General features: G+C 45.6%; 21 protein-coding genes. 3 read left to right on the top strand and 18 right to left on the bottom strand.

Annotated features, from left to right (window positions below; translation table 11 throughout):
- From RH45_RS22845 to fkpA, 9 genes are all read right to left on the bottom strand, one after another.
- A partial coding sequence (locus RH45_RS22845) for a GTP-binding protein (protein WP_004743179.1) occupies nucleotides 1-117 on the bottom strand: 117 nt, incomplete at its 3' end.
- A 155-nt stretch (nucleotides 118-272) separates the two neighbouring features.
- Nucleotides 273-2,372: an elongation factor G gene (gene fusA / locus RH45_RS06795; protein ID WP_008075341.1), complete on the bottom strand. Its 2,100-nt coding sequence runs from the start codon at nucleotides 2,370-2,372 to the stop codon at nucleotides 273-275.
- A 156-nt stretch (nucleotides 2,373-2,528) separates the two neighbouring features.
- Nucleotides 2,529-2,999 (bottom strand): 30S ribosomal protein S7, encoded by a 471-nt coding sequence (gene rpsG / locus RH45_RS06790; RefSeq protein ID WP_004415829.1) that lies wholly within the window; start codon nucleotides 2,997-2,999, stop codon nucleotides 2,529-2,531.
- A 118-nt stretch (nucleotides 3,000-3,117) separates the two neighbouring features.
- Entirely contained in the window at nucleotides 3,118-3,492 is a 375-nt protein-coding gene (gene rpsL / locus RH45_RS06785) for a 30S ribosomal protein S12 (protein WP_004399892.1), read from the bottom strand.
- 189 nt (nucleotides 3,493-3,681) lie between these two features.
- A complete protein-coding gene (gene tusB / locus RH45_RS06780) occupies nucleotides 3,682-3,957 on the bottom strand; it encodes a sulfurtransferase complex subunit TusB (protein ID WP_008075303.1) in 276 nt (91 codons plus the stop codon).
- Nucleotides 3,958-3,964: 7 nt separating this feature from the next.
- Nucleotides 3,965-4,321 (bottom strand): sulfurtransferase complex subunit TusC, encoded by a 357-nt coding sequence (gene tusC / locus RH45_RS06775; RefSeq protein ID WP_008075300.1) that lies wholly within the window; start codon nucleotides 4,319-4,321, stop codon nucleotides 3,965-3,967.
- Nucleotides 4,318-4,713 (bottom strand): sulfurtransferase complex subunit TusD, encoded by a 396-nt coding sequence (tusD, locus tag RH45_RS06770; protein ID WP_008075298.1) that lies wholly within the window; start codon nucleotides 4,711-4,713, stop codon nucleotides 4,318-4,320. Before tusD ends, tusC begins: the two co-directional genes overlap by 4 nt.
- On the bottom strand, nucleotides 4,710-5,432 hold the full coding sequence (locus tag RH45_RS06765; RefSeq protein WP_008075289.1) for a helix-turn-helix transcriptional regulator: 723 nt from the start codon (nucleotides 5,430-5,432) through the stop codon (nucleotides 4,710-4,712). Before RH45_RS06765 ends, tusD begins: the two co-directional genes overlap by 4 nt.
- A 173-nt stretch (nucleotides 5,433-5,605) precedes the next feature.
- The gene (gene fkpA / locus RH45_RS06760; RefSeq protein ID WP_008075280.1) at nucleotides 5,606-6,397 is read right to left on the bottom strand and encodes an FKBP-type peptidyl-prolyl cis-trans isomerase; all 792 of its coding nucleotides are present in this window, start codon (nucleotides 6,395-6,397) and stop codon (nucleotides 5,606-5,608) included.
- Nucleotides 6,398-6,528: 131 nt separating this feature from the next.
- Between fkpA and RH45_RS06755 the strand changes: the two genes are divergently transcribed.
- Together RH45_RS06755 and RH45_RS06750 are read left to right on the top strand one after the other, a co-directional pair.
- The gene (locus RH45_RS06755) at nucleotides 6,529-7,509 is read left to right on the top strand and encodes a WD40 repeat domain-containing protein (RefSeq protein ID WP_008075278.1); all 981 of its coding nucleotides are present in this window, start codon (nucleotides 6,529-6,531) and stop codon (nucleotides 7,507-7,509) included.
- 18 nt (nucleotides 7,510-7,527) lie between these two features.
- The gene (locus RH45_RS06750) at nucleotides 7,528-7,755 is read left to right on the top strand and encodes a SlyX family protein (protein WP_008075276.1); all 228 of its coding nucleotides are present in this window, start codon (nucleotides 7,528-7,530) and stop codon (nucleotides 7,753-7,755) included.
- A gap of 17 nt (nucleotides 7,756-7,772) precedes the next feature.
- On the opposite strand, the gene RH45_RS06745 is transcribed toward RH45_RS06750, so the two are convergent.
- From RH45_RS06745 to tsaE, 9 genes are all read right to left on the bottom strand, one after another.
- Nucleotides 7,773-7,958 carry a DUF2065 domain-containing protein gene (locus RH45_RS06745; protein WP_008075274.1) on the bottom strand — a complete coding sequence of 62 codons (186 nt, stop codon included), beginning with the start codon at nucleotides 7,956-7,958 and terminating at the stop codon, nucleotides 7,773-7,775.
- Nucleotides 7,959-8,023: 65 nt separating this feature from the next.
- The gene (gene hflC / locus RH45_RS06740; protein ID WP_008075273.1) at nucleotides 8,024-9,001 is read right to left on the bottom strand and encodes a protease modulator HflC; all 978 of its coding nucleotides are present in this window, start codon (nucleotides 8,999-9,001) and stop codon (nucleotides 8,024-8,026) included.
- A gap of 2 nt (nucleotides 9,002-9,003) precedes the next feature.
- Nucleotides 9,004-10,194, bottom strand: coding sequence for an FtsH protease activity modulator HflK (hflK, locus tag RH45_RS06735; RefSeq protein ID WP_008075271.1), 1,191 nt, complete (start codon nucleotides 10,192-10,194; stop codon nucleotides 9,004-9,006).
- A 45-nt stretch (nucleotides 10,195-10,239) separates the two neighbouring features.
- A complete protein-coding gene (hflX, locus tag RH45_RS06730) occupies nucleotides 10,240-11,529 on the bottom strand; it encodes a ribosome rescue GTPase HflX (RefSeq protein ID WP_008075269.1) in 1,290 nt (429 codons plus the stop codon).
- Between the two features lie 44 nt (nucleotides 11,530-11,573).
- Nucleotides 11,574-11,840, bottom strand: coding sequence for an RNA chaperone Hfq (gene hfq, locus RH45_RS06725; protein ID WP_005476744.1), 267 nt, complete (start codon nucleotides 11,838-11,840; stop codon nucleotides 11,574-11,576).
- Between the two features lie 191 nt (nucleotides 11,841-12,031).
- On the bottom strand, nucleotides 12,032-12,979 hold the full coding sequence (gene miaA / locus RH45_RS06720; RefSeq protein WP_008075265.1) for a tRNA (adenosine(37)-N6)-dimethylallyltransferase MiaA: 948 nt from the start codon (nucleotides 12,977-12,979) through the stop codon (nucleotides 12,032-12,034).
- Nucleotides 12,979-14,937 carry a DNA mismatch repair endonuclease MutL gene (gene mutL, locus RH45_RS06715; RefSeq protein WP_008075262.1) on the bottom strand — a complete coding sequence of 653 codons (1,959 nt, stop codon included), beginning with the start codon at nucleotides 14,935-14,937 and terminating at the stop codon, nucleotides 12,979-12,981. The genes miaA and mutL overlap by 1 nt, the downstream gene beginning before the upstream one ends.
- A gap of 15 nt (nucleotides 14,938-14,952) precedes the next feature.
- Nucleotides 14,953-16,680, bottom strand: coding sequence for a LysM peptidoglycan-binding domain-containing protein (locus RH45_RS06710; RefSeq protein ID WP_008075260.1), 1,728 nt, complete (start codon nucleotides 16,678-16,680; stop codon nucleotides 14,953-14,955).
- The gene (tsaE, locus tag RH45_RS06705) at nucleotides 16,674-17,138 is read right to left on the bottom strand and encodes a tRNA (adenosine(37)-N6)-threonylcarbamoyltransferase complex ATPase subunit type 1 TsaE (RefSeq protein WP_008075258.1); all 465 of its coding nucleotides are present in this window, start codon (nucleotides 17,136-17,138) and stop codon (nucleotides 16,674-16,676) included. Before tsaE ends, RH45_RS06710 begins: the two co-directional genes overlap by 7 nt.
- Before the next feature lie 199 nt (nucleotides 17,139-17,337).
- Between tsaE and queG the strand changes: the two genes are divergently transcribed.
- Nucleotides 17,338-18,456 (top strand): tRNA epoxyqueuosine(34) reductase QueG, encoded by a 1,119-nt coding sequence (gene queG / locus RH45_RS06700; RefSeq protein ID WP_008075256.1) that lies wholly within the window; start codon nucleotides 17,338-17,340, stop codon nucleotides 18,454-18,456.
- Nucleotides 18,457-19,002 lie beyond the last annotated feature (546 nt).

The following is a 19,002-nucleotide window of genomic DNA, read 5'->3' as shown; positions in this document are numbered from 1 at the left end:
CACTTTTGAAAGAGTAGTACAGATTGCAGCAGTTAGAGTTGTTTTACCGTGGTCAACGTGGCCGATAGTACCAACGTTAACGTGCGGTTTAGTACGTTCAAATTTTTCTTTAGACACGATCGTGTTCCTTCCTAGTTATGATTCGCCGCGAACGTTATTGATCACGACGCGCCAGAATTTGCTATTTTATGCGCCAACGTCGGTCAGCGCAATATTTGGACGTATTGATCTTTAAAAAAAGCTCGACTTTTTTCTCGATCAAGACGATTTGTTTAGTAACCTCGGTCTGCAATGATTTTCTCTGCGAAGTTTTTCGGTACTTCAGCGTACTCGTTAAACTCCATAGAGTAAGACGCACGGCCTTGAGTTGCAGAACGTAAGTCTGTTGCGTAACCAAACATCTCAGATAGAGGTACTTGAGCACGGACGATCTTAATACCGGCCACACCTTCATCCATACCTTCGATCATGCCGCGGCGACGGTTAAGGTCACCAACAACATCACCCATCCAATCTTCAGGTGTTGTTACTTCAACATTCATCATAGGCTCAAGAAGTACAGGTTGCGCTTCTAGTGCACCTTTCTTGAATGCCATCGAGCCAGCGATTTTAAACGCCATCTCGTTAGAGTCAACATCGTGGTAAGAACCATCAAACAGCGTTGCTTTGATATCTAGAACCGGGTAACCCGCTAGAACACCACTGTTCATTTGCTCTTCGATACCTTTCGATACCGAGTTGATGTATTCCTTAGGAACCACACCACCCACAATTTCGTCAACAAAGACAAAACCTTCGCCAGGTTCAGATGGCTCCAGTTTGATCCATACGTGACCGTACTGACCACGACCACCAGATTGACGTACAAATTTACCTTCCACTTCCGCGTTGCCACGGATAGTTTCACGGTACGCAACCTGTGGTTTACCTACGTTACAGTCAACGCTGAATTCACGCTTCATACGATCAACGATGATATCTAGGTGTAGCTCACCCATACCAGAGATCAGAGTCTGACCTGTTTCGTCGTCGGTTTCGACGCGGAAAGATGGGTCTTCTGCCGCTAGTTTACCTAGTGCAATACCCATTTTTTCTTGATCAGCAACAGAGCGAGGCTCCACTGCGATCTGAATAACCGGATCAGGGAATTCCATACGCTCAAGAATAACCTTGTGGTTAGCATCACAAAGCGTATCACCCGTTGTTACGTCTTTTAAGCCGATTGCTGCTGCAATATCACCCGCGCGAACTTCTTTAATTTCATCACGCTTGTTTGAGTGCATCTGTACAATACGACCAAAACGCTCTTTCTTCTGCTTAACTGAGTTGTAAACTGCATCACCAGAGTTTACGACGCCAGAGTAAACACGCATAAAGGTCAACGTACCTACAAACGGGTCTGTTGCGATCTTAAATGCCAGAGCCGCAAATGGTTCGTTATCATCAGCATGACGCTCAACTTCATTGTCGTTGTCGTCAACACCTTTGATAGCGGGTACATCAACTGGTGAAGGCAAGTACTCTACAACTGCATCCAGTACTGCTTGAACACCTTTGTTTTTGAACGCACTACCACATGTGGCAAGAACGATTTCGTTGTTTAGTGTGCGAGTACGTAGAGCTTGTTTGATTTCAGCTTCAGTCAGTTCACCTTCTTCAAGGTACTTATCCATCAACTCTTCAGTCGCTTCTGCAGCTGACTCAACAAGATTGTTGCGCCACTCTTCTGCTACTTCTAGCATGTCTGCAGGGATATCTTCGTAAGTGAACGTCGTGCCTTGATCGGCCTCGTTCCAGTTGATCATTTTCATCTTGATCAGGTCGATAACACCCTTGAAGTCATCTTCTGCACCAACGTTTAGCTGGATTGGAACCGGGTTCGCACCAAGACGATTTTTAATTTGATCAACAACACGAAGGAAATCTGCACCAGCACGGTCCATCTTGTTTACAAATACCATGCGAGGAACTTGGTATTTGTCTGCTTGACGCCATACAGTCTCAGATTGAGGTTCAACACCTGATGAGCCACAGAACACAACAACAGCACCATCAAGTACGCGCAGTGAGCGCTCTACTTCGATCGTGAAATCAACGTGTCCAGGAGTATCGATGATGTTGATGCGGTGGTCTTGGAATTGCGCTTCCATACCACGCCAGAAAGTTGTAGTTGCAGCTGAGGTGATTGTGATACCACGCTCTTGCTCCTGCTCCATCCAGTCCATGGTAGCAGCGCCATCGTGAACTTCACCGATTTTATGAGAAAGACCAGTGTAGAACAGAATACGTTCACTTGTGGTTGTTTTACCTGCGTCTACGTGAGCGACGATACCAATATTGCGGTAGCGCTCAATAGGTGTTTTACGAGCCACGATTGAATCCTCTTGAATTAGGGACTATTGCTATCTCTAAGTGATTTTAGGACTGCTCTAGGCAATTTTCCTTACCCCTAGATATAGCAATAGTTCCTAGGCTTGCGCATAGGAACTAGAGTAGCGCCGCGAAGGATATCGCGGCACTGAAAGGTATTACCAACGGTAATGTGCGAACGCTTTGTTTGCGTCAGCCATGCGGTGAACGTCTTCACGTTTCTTAACCGCAGTACCTTTGTTCTCAGACGCGTCTAGCATTTCAGCTGCTAGGCGTTGAGCCATAGATTTTTCACCACGCTTACGCGCAGCTTCAACCAACCAACGCATAGCAAGTGCGTTACGGCGAACCGGACGTACTTCTACAGGTACTTGGTAAGTTGAACCACCTACACGGCGAGATTTAACCTCTACCGCTGGGCGAACATTTTCAAGAGCTTCTTCAAATACAGCTAAGTGATCTTTACCAGATTTCTCAGCCATTGCATCTAGTGCAGTGTAAACAATTTTCTCTGCAGTAGATTTCTTACCGTCAACCATTAGGATGTTAACGAATTTTGCCAGCAGTTCAGATTTGAACTTTGGATCTGGAAGGATCTTACGCTGACCGATGACGCGACGACGTGGCATGGAATTTCTCCGTTGTCTTATTCTTCAGGTTATCCAAAACTTTTCAGTTTCTTCAAAAATTAAAATTTAATTTTAGTGTTTGGCCTTACTTAACGCTTCTCTTTAAAAGAAAAGACGATTAAGACTTAGGACGCTTCACACCGTACTTAGAACGACCTTGTTTACGGTCATTTACGCCAGCACAGTCAAGTGCACCACGTACTGTGTGGTAACGTACACCCGGAAGGTCTTTAACACGACCGCCACGGATTAGAACAACTGAGTGCTCTTGAAGGTTGTGACCTTCACCACCGATGTACGAAGTTACTTCGAAACCGTTTGTTAGACGTACACGACAAACTTTACGTAGTGCCGAGTTAGGTTTTTTAGGTGTAGTAGTGTAAACACGAGTACATACACCACGTTTTTGTGGGCACGCTTCTAGTGCAGGCACGTTGCTTTTAACAACTTGCTTTGCACGTGGCTTACGTACCAACTGGTTAATAGTTGCCATTAACTAGCTCCTGATTTACATAAAAGTAAGCTTTGTGAAAAATCTATCCCTAGCTACCAGTGGCAGTTAGGGACGCAAAATTCTATTCAGCAGTGAGAGGTGTGTCAAGAAATATACGGATCTTTTTTGTTCAACTCGAGGGATAAGTCTGTAAACGTTGAACGACACAAACGAAGTGATGAAAAACGATTACTCCCAGGTCGTCGAATTTGCGTGTTTTTCGGTAAGTTCTACAAAACCGGCAAAGTCCACGAATGTCACACTAGGACTGATGCGATTGTCGATTGCACGTGCTTTTGCGTCTGCCGTTAACACAGAGATTTCGACCCCTTGAATCTGACGATAAGCTTTATGCTGAGGGTTTGCGGCAAACACGGCCTGTTCGACGAGCAACAGGCTATCTCCGTCTCGTAAGACACGCATAACATCTTCGAGAGCTGAAATTGTTTTTACAATATGAAGCATAATAAACCTAGAATGTGAGTACTTTACCACTAGCGTGCAGCTTGTCACTGAGTTCGGTCGTTGACACCGCCTGAGCATCGATGACCAGATCCGCCTGTGCTAACCCACGCTCTTCCAGAGAGGTTCGACATACAAACACTTGGTCTATGTCATACAAGTCGAATAATTTCATCATGAGCGAATAGTCTTTACTCAATATCGCCTCGCTCTGCTGACCAAGTAACAATTGATACACCCCATCGCCGACAAATAGCACGCTGATGTCTTCGCAGTACGCTGAAGCAGCGAGAAGTGCATCAACACCTTCACGGCCTGCTGAGGTACTATGAGGTGCACTACGAAATATATAGGTTAACTGACTCAAAACTGTACGACCCTGTCTTGCACTAACATGGCTTCTGCCAAACTACCTAGTCCAGCTTGTTCGAACCCTTCCGCGAGATTGCTTTGACTCAGGCCATGCTGAGTGGCTTCTTCTTCGCTGACAATGCCTCGTCGCAGGGCAGCAGCCACGCAAGTTTCAAGACGAACATCATGTTGCTGACTAAGCAGCTGCCATGCGCTAACTAAGTCAAACTCATCGTTAGCCGGCACAGTCAGTGCGCTACCGTTACTCACGCCATCTTGATAAAAGAACACACTGACCAACGAGTGCCCTTGTGCAATCAATGCCTTTGCAAACTGATAAGCGTTACGAGCAGATTGGCTGCCGTATACTGAACCATTAACAACTAAGGTATAGGTCAGTTTGTTCAACTCTCGTCATCCTCTGTTTTACGTTGACGAATGTACAAGTAAACAGTGTGCTTTGAAATATTGAGTCGATCCGCAACGCGATTGATTGCATCTTTGATATCAAAGATACCTTTGTCATACAGCTCCATCACAATCTGACGGTTCTTGGTGTTATTGGACACCGACTTGTCTGCATTGATCTCTTCTATCGTCCGTTCTACCGTTTGATCCACCAGCTCCTCAACATCACTGGCAAAATTCACCGATGATGCCGCTTGCTTTGCTTCTTCCGTCGGCATAAACGACTGCAATACTTGAGAGAATGGGGCATCGAGGTTGACGTTGATACAAAGCAAACCAATCACTCGGTTTTCACCATTGCGAATCGCAACCGTAATCGACTTCATCAACACGCCACCTTTAGCGCGCGTGAAATAAGAGCGAGAGAAGTTACGCTCAGACCCTTCAATATCACGCAGCATCTTAAGTGCGAGATCAGTGATAGGAGAGCCCACTTGACGCCCAGTGTTTTCGCCATTGGCAATCTTTATCGCCGATGTGTTCAGATCTTCTAATGAATGCAGAACGATTTCACAAAACGGCCCGATTAGGCTGGCAATGCCATCAACAACCGCTTCATATGATCGAAGTATAATTTTGTCGTGCTCACTAAATGGCATCACATTGACAGATTCCATTTCGAGCAACATATCCGTATTTACTGTTTCTGTAGTTGTCACTTTTTAAGCCTTCGAGCGAAAAATCAACAAATTGGTGTAAGTTTATCAGAAATTTTGAAGAGAACATCTAGCTAAGCCACTATCTAGTGATTTAGAACAAATTATTTGCATCAATAAAGACAAAAAGGCCTAGCGCAACGCTAGGCCTTTATGGATTCTAATGAGAGCGGCGCTTACTGCGCAGCTTCTTCACCGTTATCGATTTTCAGTAGTTCCACTTCAAACACTAGTGTTGAATTCGCTGGAATCGTCGGCGTATCTTGCTCACCGTAAGCTAACTCAGGTGGAATAACAAACTTGAACTTAGAGCCAACAGGCATAAGTTGCACACCTTCAGTCCAACCTGGAATGACGCGGTTAAGTGGGAATGTTGCAGGCTCGCCACGATCGTATGAACTATCAAATTGAGTACCGTCGATCAACGTACCTTTATAGTGAACTTGAACAGTGTCAGTATCTTTTGGCTGTTCACCTTCCGCAGGAGTCATTACCTGATACAGCAGGCCTGAATCTGTTTTGACTACACCTTCCTGCTTCTCGAATTCAGCTCGGAATTTATCACCGTCAGCTTTTGCTGCTGCTGCTTTCTCAGCGGCTTGCTTTTGCATCGTTTCTGCAACGCGCTTATCTAGAGATTCAAGTGCTGCGCGAGTTTCTTCTTCGTTTAGCTCTGGGTTACCTGCGAAAACGTGCTCAATACCTTTTAGAACAAGATCCTTGTTTAAAGTGATACCAATCTCACTTGGCTTATCTAAGCTAGTGCTTAGGTAATTTGCGAAAGAAACACCAATTGCGTATGCCGCTTTGTCGTCTTCGGTTTTAAAGTGAACCGCTTTACCAGTTTCTGCTTGTACTTGCTCAACTGCCGCTGGTGCAGTTTCTGTTTTTGGCTCTTCTTCTTTTTGACAGCCAGCAGCTAGCGCAACAGTTGCAGCAAGCAGTGACACTTTAAAAATTGATTTCATTGAACTCTCCAATTGAGACTTTTGTCTTTGTGCACAAATCTTTAAGAAAGACTGGTGCGCACTCGCATGTTGTACCAATATAACCAATATGCGTCTGAAATAAACGTAAACCAAGTGGATAATTGGACTTGATGCGAATAATTTTTAACACTCTACTTATTACTATTGTCATCTCAACGTTAAATGGATGTTTTTTCTCCAGCCAAGATGCTCAACGTTGGGAAATCGAATTACAAGGCACCACCAGCTTCGCATTGAGTCGTGATGCACGCTTCGCTCTACTTTACTCTAAAGAACATCAACTCGTACTTTGGGACCTCACAGAGAACCAAAAACTCGCATCATTAGGTGAGCAGGATCCTGACGCAAGTACCGTTTCCAGAATTCGCATTTCCGATAATGGCCGTTTCGCCGTGACCGCTACTCAGATTAATTTTGCTGTTTGGGATCTGGCATGGACTCAAGCAGAAGGTCTATGGTCGATCTCTGATGGTCTAATACGGGATGTCGACATCGCGAGTAATGGAGACCAAGTGCTACTCGGGCTCTCCAATGGCAAAGCGATTTACGTCAATTTAGTCACCGGACGACGCCTAGAGTTCCTCGCTCATAATGAAAAAGTCAATTCTGTCGCTTTATCTCCCAACGGTCGATTTGCCCTTTCTGGTGGTAACGATTACCGGGCCTATCTTTGGGATACCGAGACCGGACAGATATTGCGTACTTTTGAGCATGAGCAACGGATTAATCGCGTCGCCCTACAAAGAGATGGCAAATACGCTTTCACCTCGGATGGTGGAAACCAAGCAATTGTTTGGGACTTGAGCAATGGCGAAGCGCTATCTCAGCTGAGCAGCTTCTCTCGCCAATTGATTTTTTCCAGCGCACGATTTTCCGATGACGGCCAATACCTAGCAACTGGCACACCGTCAGGACGCTTGATGGTTTGGGACATTCACAGTGGTAAACGAGTAGATGGTTTTGAAGTGGAGCCTCTAAAAGATGCTCGCCCTCCACGCGCAGTGGTGTATGATGCAGCCTTTGATAATCAGAATCGTGTCATTTCGGGAACTTCGGCGGGAATCGCTCAAGCCTGGGATGTAGACTACTAACAGCAAGACCTGTAAGTGATGACAGACAAAACAGTTGAACAGTTAGAACGCCGTGTAAATGACTTAGAATGTCAATTAGCATTCCAAGAGCAAACTATTGAAGAATTAAACGATGCGCTTAGTCAGCAGCAATTGTTGATCTCAAAAATGCAGGACCAGATGAAATATGTGGTGGGGAAAGTGAAAAACATGGACACCTCAAATATAGAGAATCCTGCTAATGAGCCTCCACCTCCTCACTACTAGCCTTAATAAAGCGAGCCTTAGCCAAATACATAGGCAATGACAACGCCAGCAACCACCAAACAGCCTCCTATTCGGCGTAACTGGTTATCCGGCTGTTGGCTAAGCTGAGCGACCATATTGCGCCAACCATTAGGCGCGATAAGCGGGCCTAACCCTTCGACAATAAGAACTAGCCCGAGTGCGAGCCATAATGAGTTCGACATAAATCACCTTATACTAGACAAAAAATAAAGGCTCCCTTAGGAGCCTTTATTATATCTTTACAGCGTTACTTAGCTTCTGCGCCAGCGGCATTATTCATGTATTGGAAGAAGTCGCTCTTCGGATCCAATACTAGGATATCGCTCTTGTTGCTGAATGATTTCTCATAAGCTTTAAGAGAGCGCATGAAGCCAAAGAACTCTGGGTCTTTGTTGTAAGCATCAGAGTAAATCTTAGCTGCTTCTGCATCTGCTTCACCGCGAGTAACTCGAGCCGTTTTATCCGCTTCAGCAAGCACTGTAGCCACTTCTAGCTCTGCTTGTGCACGAATAACTTCTGCTCTCTCACGACCTTGAGAGCGGTGACGACGAGCAACAGACTCACGCTCAGCTCTCATACGACGATAGATAGACTCACTGATCTCATCAGGTAAGTTGATTTTCTTCATACGGAAATCAACCACTTCAACACCCAAGTCAGCCATTGCACTATCGCGTGTACCAGTTAGAACATTCTCCATGATCTTGTCACGCTCACCGTCGATTTCTAACGCTTCAAGCGCAGCTTCGGTCGTTACTTCTTCACTATCAGCGCTATCAGGCAGCACATCTTTGTTGCGCGGACCAGAAACGATCTGCTTGATTTCACGAGCACCGATTTCAGAACGCAACACGTCTGTCACTTTACGCTCGAGTAACGCTTCAGCTGTCAGTACGTTACCACCGCCAGTTGTCAGGTAAAAACGACCAAAGTCTTCGATACGCCATTTAACATAGGTATCAATGATAACGTCTTTTTTCTCTGACGTTACGAAACGGTCAGAACGGCCATCCATCGTTTGAATACGTGCATCTAACGTTTTCACACGGTCAAACAACGGCATCTTGAAATGCAGGCCCGGCTCGTAGATTCGTGAAACGCCATTGTCATCTAAGACACGGCCAAATCGAATTACTAGGCCACGCTCGCCTTCTTTGATAACAAATACAGACATCAGCAATAGGATGGCTGCCAGTACCAAAACAGGGATCATTAACTTACGCATTCTTAATATCTCCCTTGACGTGAACCAGTTGTACGAGATTGCGAGTCTGAAGTAGTGTCATTTGCTTGAGTCTCTAGCTCGATTTGATCGTAAGCCGAAGAAGACTTCGTGTTACGTTTGGTTTGAGTTTGACCTTCACCTGCCAACTTATCGATTGGTAGGTATAACAAGTTACCACTTGATTCAGAGTCGATAAGGACTTTCGAAGTACTTGAGTAAACTTGCTCCATGGTATCTAGGTACAGACGATTACGTGTAACCTCTGGCGCTGCTTGATACTCTGGAAGTAGCTTCTCGAACTGAGCAACTTGACCAAGCGCTTCATTAACCACGCGCTCAGAGTAACCCAATGCTTCTTTCTTCAAACGTTCTGCTCGACCAGTCGCTTTAGGAAGAATGTCATTTCGGTAAGCTTCTGCTTCACGCTCGAAACGCTCTTCATCCTCTCGCGCTGCGATAGCATCATCGAATGCGTCTTTAACTTGCTCTGGTGGACGGGCTGATTGGAAGTTAACATCCACAATCACGACACCCATGTCGTAGCTGTCGACAATAGCATTCAAAGTTTCTTGAGTACTTTGACGAATTTGCTGACGACCACTGGTTAGGATGCTATCCATGAGTGAGTCACCAATCACAGCACGAAGCGCAGAATCTGTCGCTTGACGTAAGCTGTCATCTGCGTTGGTCACGCGGAATAGGTATTTGTATGGATCAGCAACACGGTACTGAACATCCATCGATACTGTTACTACGTTTTCATCTTTGGTCAGCATTAGACCAGACGAACGTAACGAGCGAATCGCTTGAACGTTAACCGCTTCATACTCGTCGATAAAACGAGGACGCCAGTTTAGACCTGGATCGACCACACGGTCGTATTTACCCAGACGCAAAACAACACCGCGTTCAGCTTCACCAATGGTGTAAAAGCCAGCAAAGAACCAGACTGCAACAGCAATCGCAGCAATAACGCCCAATCCAAGCACGCTACCACCACCGCCGATTGACGGTCCATTACCACCTTTACCACCAAACTTTCCACCCAGTTTCTGACTCAGTTTATTAAACACTTCGTCTAAGTCTGGCGGTCCTTGATCACGGCCACCTTTGTTACCACGATTATTGTTACCCCAAGGGTCATTATCGCGGCCATTGTTGCCGTTGTTATTACCAGGCTCATTCCACGCCATTAGAAAGCTCCATCATTTGATATGACGTTATACTGTAGCAGTCATTTAAGTAACTATAAAGTCACGTAAAACTGCCTCTTCTCTTTTTTCAAGTCTAGACCAATCTACCTGTTGCATGCGAACATCAATCAACAAGTTACCATCCTGATCATATTCTTCTCGTTGAATACATTTCATTTGGAAGAATGTACTACGAAGTCTGCCTTGATGTTGTGGCGGAATTCGCATTTGGTACTCAACCATTTGGCTGGCTAACCGTTCGGTCAACGCATCAAATAGCAGCTCAATACCTTTGCCTTCCATTGCAGAAACCCAAACCGACTGCGGGATGCCTTCGTCATCGCGTTCGATTCTCGGGTTTTGACCATCTAGGTTATCGATCTTGTTCATGACAACCAAAGCCGGAATTTCATCCGCTTCGATCTCTGCTAGTACATCATGAACAGCTTGAATATTCTCACGAAAACGCTCGTCACTGGCATCTACAACATGTAACAAAATGTCAGCTTCTTGCGTTTCTTGAAGCGTTGCTTTAAACGCTGCAACCAGATCGTGGGGTAAATGACGAATAAACCCTACTGTGTCAGCCAAAATTGCCGGACCAACGTCTGATAAATCTATCTTACGTAATGTCGGGTCCAAAGTAGCAAATAATTGGTCTGCGGCGTAAACACCGGCCTCAGTAATTCGGTTGAACAACGTTGATTTCCCTGCGTTGGTATAGCCAACAAGGGAGATAGTTGGGATTTCCGCTCGACTTCTAGCACGGCGACCTTGTTCACGCTGTTTAGCCACTTTTTCTAAACGGCGTAATATCGTTTTGATACGTACACGCAATAAGCGTCGGTCAGTTTCTAGCTGAGTTTCACCTGGCCCACGTAAACCAATACCACCTTTCTGTCTCTCTAGGTGAGTCCAACCACGAATAAGTCGAGTAGAGATATGACGTAGCTGTGCCAGTTCGACTTGCAGCTTACCTTCGTGGGTACGAGCGCGTTGGGCAAAGATATCGAGAATAAGACCTGTGCGATCCAATACGCGGCATTTGCACAATGCTTCGAGGTTACGTTCTTGGGCAGGAGAGAGGGCATGATTGAAAATCACAATATCAGCACCCGCTAATTGCACAGCTTGTGCAATTTCTTGCGCTTTACCCTCTCCGACATAGTATTTGGGGTGTGGTGACTGGCGACTTCCTGTTACAACTTGTAACGTAGAAACCCCAGCAGAAGAAACCAGCATTTCAAATTCGCTAAGATCTTCCCACTCCCCTTCTTGCGTGAAGTTGATATGAACAAGTACGGCTCGCTCACCGGCTTCATAACGGTCAAACAAGCAATCAACTCCTTAAAAATAATACTCGGTTATGAGTCAGAGAATTAGTCCTCTGACTTCTCTTGCTGACGCTCACCGCCTTGTGGACGGTCACCACTGTGGTGGCTCACTGGACGAGCTGGAACCACAGTTGAAATTGCGTGCTTGTAAACCATCTGGTTTACTGTGTTTTTCAGCAAGATAACAAATTGGTCAAAAGATTCGATCTGACCTTGCAGTTTAATTCCGTTTACAAGGTAGATAGACACTGGAATACGTTCACGACGTAATGCATTTAAGAATGGGTCTTGTAGAGATTGCCCCTTAGCCATTTTTATTTTCCTTATTTTGTAATTTTGTTTTAGTTATTTAGCTAGTGGTGCGCAGCAAAAAATCGATGCCGCCTTTGAATCTGAGCTAAACGTATAAAAAAACGCCCTGTCATTACCTGTTATGACGACTTTAAGTCGAAATTTCAAGTAACAGATCCTTTACAGGGTACATTCACGCAAAAGCGATCACATTATACACAGCTAAAACCGTCAGTTGCTATCGCATTTGAAACAGTTTCCAACGCCTCGTCAATGTTCTCACTATCTAACCAAGTTAAATTATCCCAGCTGCGCAACCAGGTAATTTGTCGCTTGGCCAATTGGCGGGTTGCACATACGCCCTTAAAAATAGCGTCATCAAGCGTGCAGTTCCCATCCAAATAATCCCACATCTGCCTATAACCGACACACCGAATGGAAGGAAGATCGGGGTGAAGATCATCACGAGCGTATAATGCTCGCATTTCCTCTTCAAATCCGGCCTCCAGCATTTTGTCAAAACGGAGTTCAATACGACGATGCAGTTCAGCCCTTTCCTTGGGAGCTATAGCAAACTGTTTCACACGAAATGGCAATGCATCACCTTTCGTTTGAGTCAGTTCAGTAAGAGTTTTACCTGAAATTCGATAAACTTCCAATGCCCGAGACAATCTTTGCGGATCATTAGGATGAATTCGCTCTGCTGACACGGGATCGATCTCTTTCAGTTGATCGTGCAGCACGTTCCAACCGAGAGTCAATGCTTCCTGTTCAATTTGCTGACGAATCTCAGGGTTTGCAGCAGGAAGTGGTGACAATCCCTCTAGTAGAGCTTTGTAATACAACATAGTTCCACCGACTAACAGTGGGATCTTGCCTTGCTCTACGATCTGATGCATTTCTTTTAGCGCATCGCGGCGAAAGTCTGCTGCTGAATAAGCTTCACTTGGATCGAGGATATCGATCAATCGATGCGGTGCTAATGCCTGCTCTCTCGCATCCGGTTTTGCAGTACCTATATCCATATCCTTATAGATCAAAGCAGAGTCAACCGAGATGATCTCTACCGGGTACTTTTGGCGTAAACGAATGGCTAACTCAGTTTTTCCTGAGGCTGTCGGCCCCATTAAAAACAGAGCTAAAGGTAAATCTGTGTTCATCATAATTCTAATGCTGCAATCGTTGCAGAAAAATCAACGGCTCTTACAAACCTATTATCATGCAGAGGGAGTTGCCCTTGCCAAAGCTGTTCGATGTCAGCGATGATTTGAATGGCTTCCGACAAAGTGTAGTCGTTTTTCACTTGCGTGATGTGATCACTCAACCATTCGGTCAACTGTTCAGGTGTAAGTTCTTGGTTACTGGCGATAGTCGAAGCGGCGTAAGATAGCAGATCTGGCAACAATTGTTGTAGATTTTGTTGCCGTAACGGCTGCGGAACGCCCATCACCAGCAGCGCTTGTTGGCCACGTTTCTTCAGCTCAATACCCAATGCATTGAGTATGCTTTCAATCTTCTCAGCCGCAATCAGCAGCTCAGGCTCGAGCTTTAGGGATAACGGTACCAGTAGAGGTTGGCTTTTACGTTTGCCTTGCTCAATGGATAACTGACCTTTAATACGCAGCCATTCCGCCTTGGCCAAGTTTACCAAGCGTGCCCCAGTCTTATCAGCCATCAGCAAGCAGTTACCTTCCACAACACAGATAGCTTTACCTAAAGTTTCAACACTGGGTAGGCTGGCAGGTGCGTTAGTCGACGAAGTTGGCGGCACAATCGCAACCCTTGATGGCTCACTAACATCGGGGGTTTGAAGAAGCTCTTGATATGCTCTGACTTCTTGCTTGCTCGGTGCTGGTTCAGAGTAACGTTCGGTGCTTTTTGTCTTACTCAGGGCTGGACGAGATTCATGCCAGTCACTACGAGGACTCGCTTCCCTGACTGCTGAGCGATGCTCTTCATAGTCAGCCTTACCTGGATAAGATGGCGTGTTTTCTACAGCTTGGTACACTTGGTCAGGAACTTGCGACGTCAGAGCTTGTTTTGACTCCGGCGCTGATGCAGGGCTCTCTGGTTGCGGCTGATGAAAAGCGGACGCGGTTAGCTCAGGTTTATCGATATGAGCACTCTGTGCTAAGGCATCGCTTAGCGCCTGATAAATAAAATCATGCACAAGACGCGCTTGATGAAAGCGGACCTCATGTTTTGCTGGATGGACATTCACATCGACTTGATGAGGGTCGATTTCGATAAACAACACATAAGTGGCGAACTGCTCTGGGCGAAGGCTGGTTTCATAGCTTTGTCGAATCGCATGATTAATCAACTTATCACGCATCATTCGACCATTCACGTAGCAATACTGCAGATCACTTTGTTGACGAGCCCCTTCAGGAGTCGTTATCCAGCCATGCAGTTTCAACCCTTGATGCTCTAACTCAATTTTCAGCATATGGCGAACAAATGCGCTGCCACATACGGCGGCAATACGCTTCTCAGCCTGTATGTCTGTCTTTGCCGCTCGATACTGCTTGATCATCTTACCGTTGTGGCGAAGATTAATTGTCACATCAAACCGGCTAAGTGCGATGCGCTTGATCAGCTCATCGATATGGGTAAATTCCGTCTTTTCAGTTCGAAGAAACTTGCGACGGGCTGGCGTATTAAAGAACAGATCGAGTACCTCGACCGTCGTACCCATTGGATGCGCAGTAGGTTGGAGTTTTACCTCCATGTCGCGCCCTTCCGTATAAGCAGACCAAGCTTGGTCTTGCGTCGCTGGCCTAGACGTCATCGTCAGACGCGCTACTGAGCTAATACTCGCAAGTGCTTCACCACGAAATCCCAAGCTGATGATAGCCTCAAGATCATCAAGAGTATGGATTTTGGATGTCGCATGACGACTCAACGCCAACCCTAACTCGTCTTTAGCAATGCCTTTTCCGTTGTCTCTGACTCGAATTAGCTTCGCGCCCCCCTTCTCGATGTCGATATCGATACGGGTCGCGCCTGAATCTAAGCTATTCTCGACCAACTCCTTCACCACAGATGCCGGTCTTTCAACAACCTCACCAGCGGCGATTTGGTTTGCTAAACGTGCAGGTAGGATCTTTATAGTCATACGAATCCATCAACGTTACTTATTGGGGATAATCAATACTTGCCCAACGGCCAACTGATCGCTACGTAAATTGTTCGCTTTTCTCAAGCTACTAACACTCACATCATATTTGCTAGCAATTTTACCCAAAAACTCACCTCGCTGAACCTTATGCTTGCGCAATGGTTGATCTTTCATGCTGACGGTAATTTTCAGTTTTTGGCCTAGCTTTAAGGTATCCGATTTTAGCTTATTCTCACGCTTGATCGTGGCAATAGGAACCTTATAACGTGCAGCAATCTTGCCCAAGTAATCTCCCTTTTGAACTACGTGGGTGATGGTTTTCGTTTCAACCGGATTAGCGACAACCGGAACGGCAACGGCACCCTTGGAACCTGGAATCGTCAATATTTGCCCAATGGCAATACTGCTACTCTTCAACTTATTCGCTTGCTGGATAGCTTTGGTGCTGGTTCCATACTTCTTGGCGATCACTGACAAAGACTCGCCGCGTGATACCTTATGCTTGATCGCCTTACCTCGATTCGCAAACAAGGTACCCTCTGGCGGGTTCGCTTCAAAATACTGAACAATGGCTTTAGTTAACGAGCGAGCAAGTTTATCTTGGTGGCTACGTTGGAACAGTAAACGCTCTTCCGTTGGGTTAGTAATAAAGCCTGTTTCAACAAGCACCGACGGTATATCTGGTGACTTCAACACCGCAAGGCTAGCATTTACAGGCTCTTTCTTGTGAAGGTGGATACCAGCGCGCTTCATCTGAGCTAAAATTTTCGTCGCTACTTTATAACCTTCTTTCTGTGAATGGCTAAATTGTAGATCCAGCAACGTCTGGCTGACATTGCGATCATTAGTGTTTTTCGATAGCAGATCCCCTGCACCACCTAGTAACTGAGATTGCTGCTCGTGATTTTCTACCCAACGAGCAATTTCTGTATTTGCACGGCGTGTATTAAGAACAAACACCGAGCCACCACGCGGCTGCGGCGTATGGAATCCGTCGGCGTGAATGGATACGAGTAAATGGGCTTTATTCTTACGCGCAATTTCCGATCGTTTATTAAGGTTAACGAAATAATCACTGCGACGAGTCAGTACCGCTTTCATACCCGGCACAGCATTTATCTGCGCTGCAATCTTTTTCGCTACCGCCAGTGTCGCGTGTTTTTCGTATTTACGAGATGGGCCGATTGAGCCTGGGTCTTCGCCACCATGCCCTGCATCAATGGCGACTACAATTTCAGCATTTCCCGCGAGCTGAGAGGCATCGCGACTTACTGAAGACTTGCTTGAAGAAGATGAACTGGTTGCCGGTTTTGAGGATTTACCCGCCCCATGCGGCATATCAAGCACTAAACGGTGGCCATATTGTCCACCAGGCGTAGGCGCTAGTTTAAAGAGGTTCGGTGTGACACGTTTTTTCAGCTCAAACACCAAACGATACGTGCCCTTTTCAGGGGGAGAGCTTTTACGAATCTTGCTCAGAACAGGGCTGTCCGACACATTGATCGGCAATTTAGTGCTTAAAGACGTTTTTTTCAGATCGACCACTAATCGATCAGGGCTGCTCAGAGTAAAGTAGCTAAACTCAGCTTCCGACTGTAAGTCAATCACCACTCGAGTTTCATCAGGTGATGGCCAAACACGTACCCCTTCTAACGCGTTAGCAAATACGGTTGATGACAGAAAAGAAAGGGCAAGAAGACAAGGGAAGAAGACAGCCCGTAACAATTTACTGATTAACATAACTCCAACTGCTCAAGTAATTGAGAACCATAATCGTTATTTGCAGTCAGTTCAGCAATACGCTGCTCACCGTTATAACGCATTTCTATATCCAAATCTGCTGCAGGAAGTAACCCTTGACCTTTCTCAGGCCACTCAACTAAACAAATCGCGTCTGGAGTGAAATAATCACGGATTCCCATGAACTCTAACTCTTCCGGGTCAGCAAGGCGGTAGAGGTCAAAATGATACACTTGCCACTGATCGAGCTGATAAGGTTCAACTAGGGTATAAGTAGGGCTTTTTACATTGCCTTCGTGGCCCAGCGCTCGAACGAAACCACGGCTGAATGTCGTTTTACCCGCGCCTAAGTCCCCATGAAGATAAATGGTGGTTTGCTGGCTGCAAACTTTAGCTAAAGCGGTGCCGAGTTGAATGGTTTCTTGTTCATCTTTTAGGGCAAATTGTTTCGTGCTCATGAAGATCAATCTCTACTTAGTGACTATATAAAACTCAAAAGAACAAGAATAGTAAACTGGGAAGGATCCGAGAGACAAGCCTTGTTGTGTAAGTAAACGCCAAATTACGCAAATTCTCGCACAAATCTAAAGATCTGATCGCTAGATCCCAGTGTTGAGATCCGGTAAGATCCGCCCCCCATAAATCAGAGCGACCAGCATGAACTATCAAGAGCTTGCAGACAAGATCAAACTTTGGGGCCAAGAGCTCGGCTTTCAAAAAGTAGGCATCTGTGACGTCGACTTAAGTGAGCATGAAGCCGAACTGCAAAAATGGCTTGATGCTGGTTACCATGGCAGCATGGACTGGATGGCCCGACACGGTATGATGAGAGCCCGCCCAAGCGAACTCTTGCCTGGAACGGTTCGGGTTATCAGCGCTCGGATGAATTACTTACCTCCAGAAGCTCAGTTTGCTTCCAACCTCTCTGATACGACTCAAGCTTATATCAGCCGTTACGCATTAGGTCGTGATTATCATAAACTGGTTCGAAATCAGCTAAAAAAATTGGGGCAGAAGATAGAACAAGAAGTGGGACAGTTTGGCTATCGCCCTTTTGTTGATTCAGCCCCCATTTTGGAACGTCCGCTTGCACAAAAATCGGGGCTTGGCTGGACAGGTAAACACTCGCTCATTTTAGACAAAGAGTGTGGCTCGTGGTTTTTCCTTGGCGAGTTGCTCATTGATCTTCCTCTGCCAGTCGATACCGCCAGTATCAACGAATGCGGTAAATGCTCCGCTTGTATAACTTCTTGCCCAACTTCCGCCATTGTTGCAGATGGCATTGTTGATGCACGACGCTGTATCTCTTATTTGACTATCGAATATGACGGAGTCATTCCGGAAGAGTTTCGTAAATCTATGGGCAATAGGATATATGGTTGTGACGACTGCCAACTCGTGTGCCCTTGGAATCGATTTTCCGACCTCACTCAGCAGAAAGATTTTCATCGCCGCGAGGCACTAGAGAGTGCAGATCTGATCACGTTGTTCATGTGGGACGAGAACACTTTTCTTAAAAATATGGAAGGCTCAGCGATTCGACGAATTGGGCACCTACAGTGGTTAAGAAACTTATCTGTGGCTATGGGCAATGCACCATTTTCTCAAGAGATCGTGGAGGTGCTATCCTCACGTAAGGGCTTGAGCGACGTACTAGACGTGCACATAGAGTGGGCGTTGTCGCAACAGTTAGCTCAAACACCGTTAAAAAACGCCACCAACAGGCAGCAACGCCTAATTCGCATCATTCAGAAGGGCCTGCCTAGAGATGCATAAAACCTGCCTACCCACAGTTGAAAATCCATGAGCTGGCTCCAAAAAACGAAAATGTGGAAAAAAGACGGCAAGATTACTTGTTTTCTTACACTTCACAAAGTTAATCACAATGCTAATAAATGATTAGGATCAAAAAACAGTCACTTAATGATCGAATGAAGTGCTATAAAAACCAACAGACTGAACAATAAAATACATACATATCATACACTTAACTACCATTCAGCTATAAGAAAGAAAGTTACTGACAACAAAAGATCTTATTTTTATAGGCTTATACAGTACGTAAATTCAGGTTACCCACCAAGTTATCCACACATTATAAATTGTGGATAAGTCTGTTAATTGATGGCGAAAAGCCTAGCTCACTCTGAGTTCGCTATATGATGAAGTAAGCACATCTCGTGCTGAATAGAAATTAGAGACATAAAAACGCCCACCTAGAAATAGGAGGACTCGTTATGTTTTTTGGGTTGATGCTTCTCAGCATTAGATAAAGAGCGGTGACCCTGAGGTCGTTTCAAATGAAATGCCATTTGAAGAAGA

It is taken from the genome of Vibrio sinaloensis DSM 21326, assembly GCF_000189275.1.
Classification (GTDB): domain Bacteria; phylum Pseudomonadota; class Gammaproteobacteria; order Enterobacterales; family Vibrionaceae; genus Vibrio; species Vibrio sinaloensis.
Note: the sequence above shows the minus strand (reverse complement) of the source record. Positions and strands in the feature narration are given on the sequence as shown.

Bases quoted from the DNA above. Each gene is read 5' to 3' on its own strand.
- rpsG (WP_004415829.1), bottom strand. From the start codon at position 2,999: ATGCCACGTCGTCGCGTCATCGGTCAGCGTAAGATCCTTCCAGATCCA.
- rpsL (WP_004399892.1), bottom strand. From the start codon at position 3,492: ATGGCAACTATTAACCAGTTGGTACGTAAGCCACGTGCAAAGCAAGTT.
- tusB (WP_008075303.1), bottom strand. From the start codon at position 3,957: ATGCTTCATATTGTAAAAACAATTTCAGCTCTCGAAGATGTTATGCGT.
- fkpA (WP_008075280.1), bottom strand. From the start codon at position 6,397: ATGAAATCAATTTTTAAAGTGTCACTGCTTGCTGCAACTGTTGCGCTA.
- RH45_RS06755 (WP_008075278.1), top strand. From the start codon at position 6,529: ATGCGAATAATTTTTAACACTCTACTTATTACTATTGTCATCTCAACG.
- RH45_RS06750 (WP_008075276.1), top strand. From the start codon at position 7,528: ATGACAGACAAAACAGTTGAACAGTTAGAACGCCGTGTAAATGACTTA.
- RH45_RS06745 (WP_008075274.1), bottom strand. From the start codon at position 7,958: ATGTCGAACTCATTATGGCTCGCACTCGGGCTAGTTCTTATTGTCGAA.
- hflC (WP_008075273.1), bottom strand. From the start codon at position 9,001: ATGCGTAAGTTAATGATCCCTGTTTTGGTACTGGCAGCCATCCTATTG.
- hflK (WP_008075271.1), bottom strand. From the start codon at position 10,194: ATGGCGTGGAATGAGCCTGGTAATAACAACGGCAACAATGGCCGCGAT.
- hfq (WP_005476744.1), bottom strand. From the start codon at position 11,840: ATGGCTAAGGGGCAATCTCTACAAGACCCATTCTTAAATGCATTACGT.
- miaA (WP_008075265.1), bottom strand. From the start codon at position 12,979: ATGAACACAGATTTACCTTTAGCTCTGTTTTTAATGGGGCCGACAGCC.
- mutL (WP_008075262.1), bottom strand. From the start codon at position 14,937: ATGACTATAAAGATCCTACCTGCACGTTTAGCAAACCAAATCGCCGCT.
- RH45_RS06710 (WP_008075260.1), bottom strand. From the start codon at position 16,680: ATGTTAATCAGTAAATTGTTACGGGCTGTCTTCTTCCCTTGTCTTCTT.
- tsaE (WP_008075258.1), bottom strand. From the start codon at position 17,138: ATGAGCACGAAACAATTTGCCCTAAAAGATGAACAAGAAACCATTCAA.
- queG (WP_008075256.1), top strand. From the start codon at position 17,338: ATGAACTATCAAGAGCTTGCAGACAAGATCAAACTTTGGGGCCAAGAG.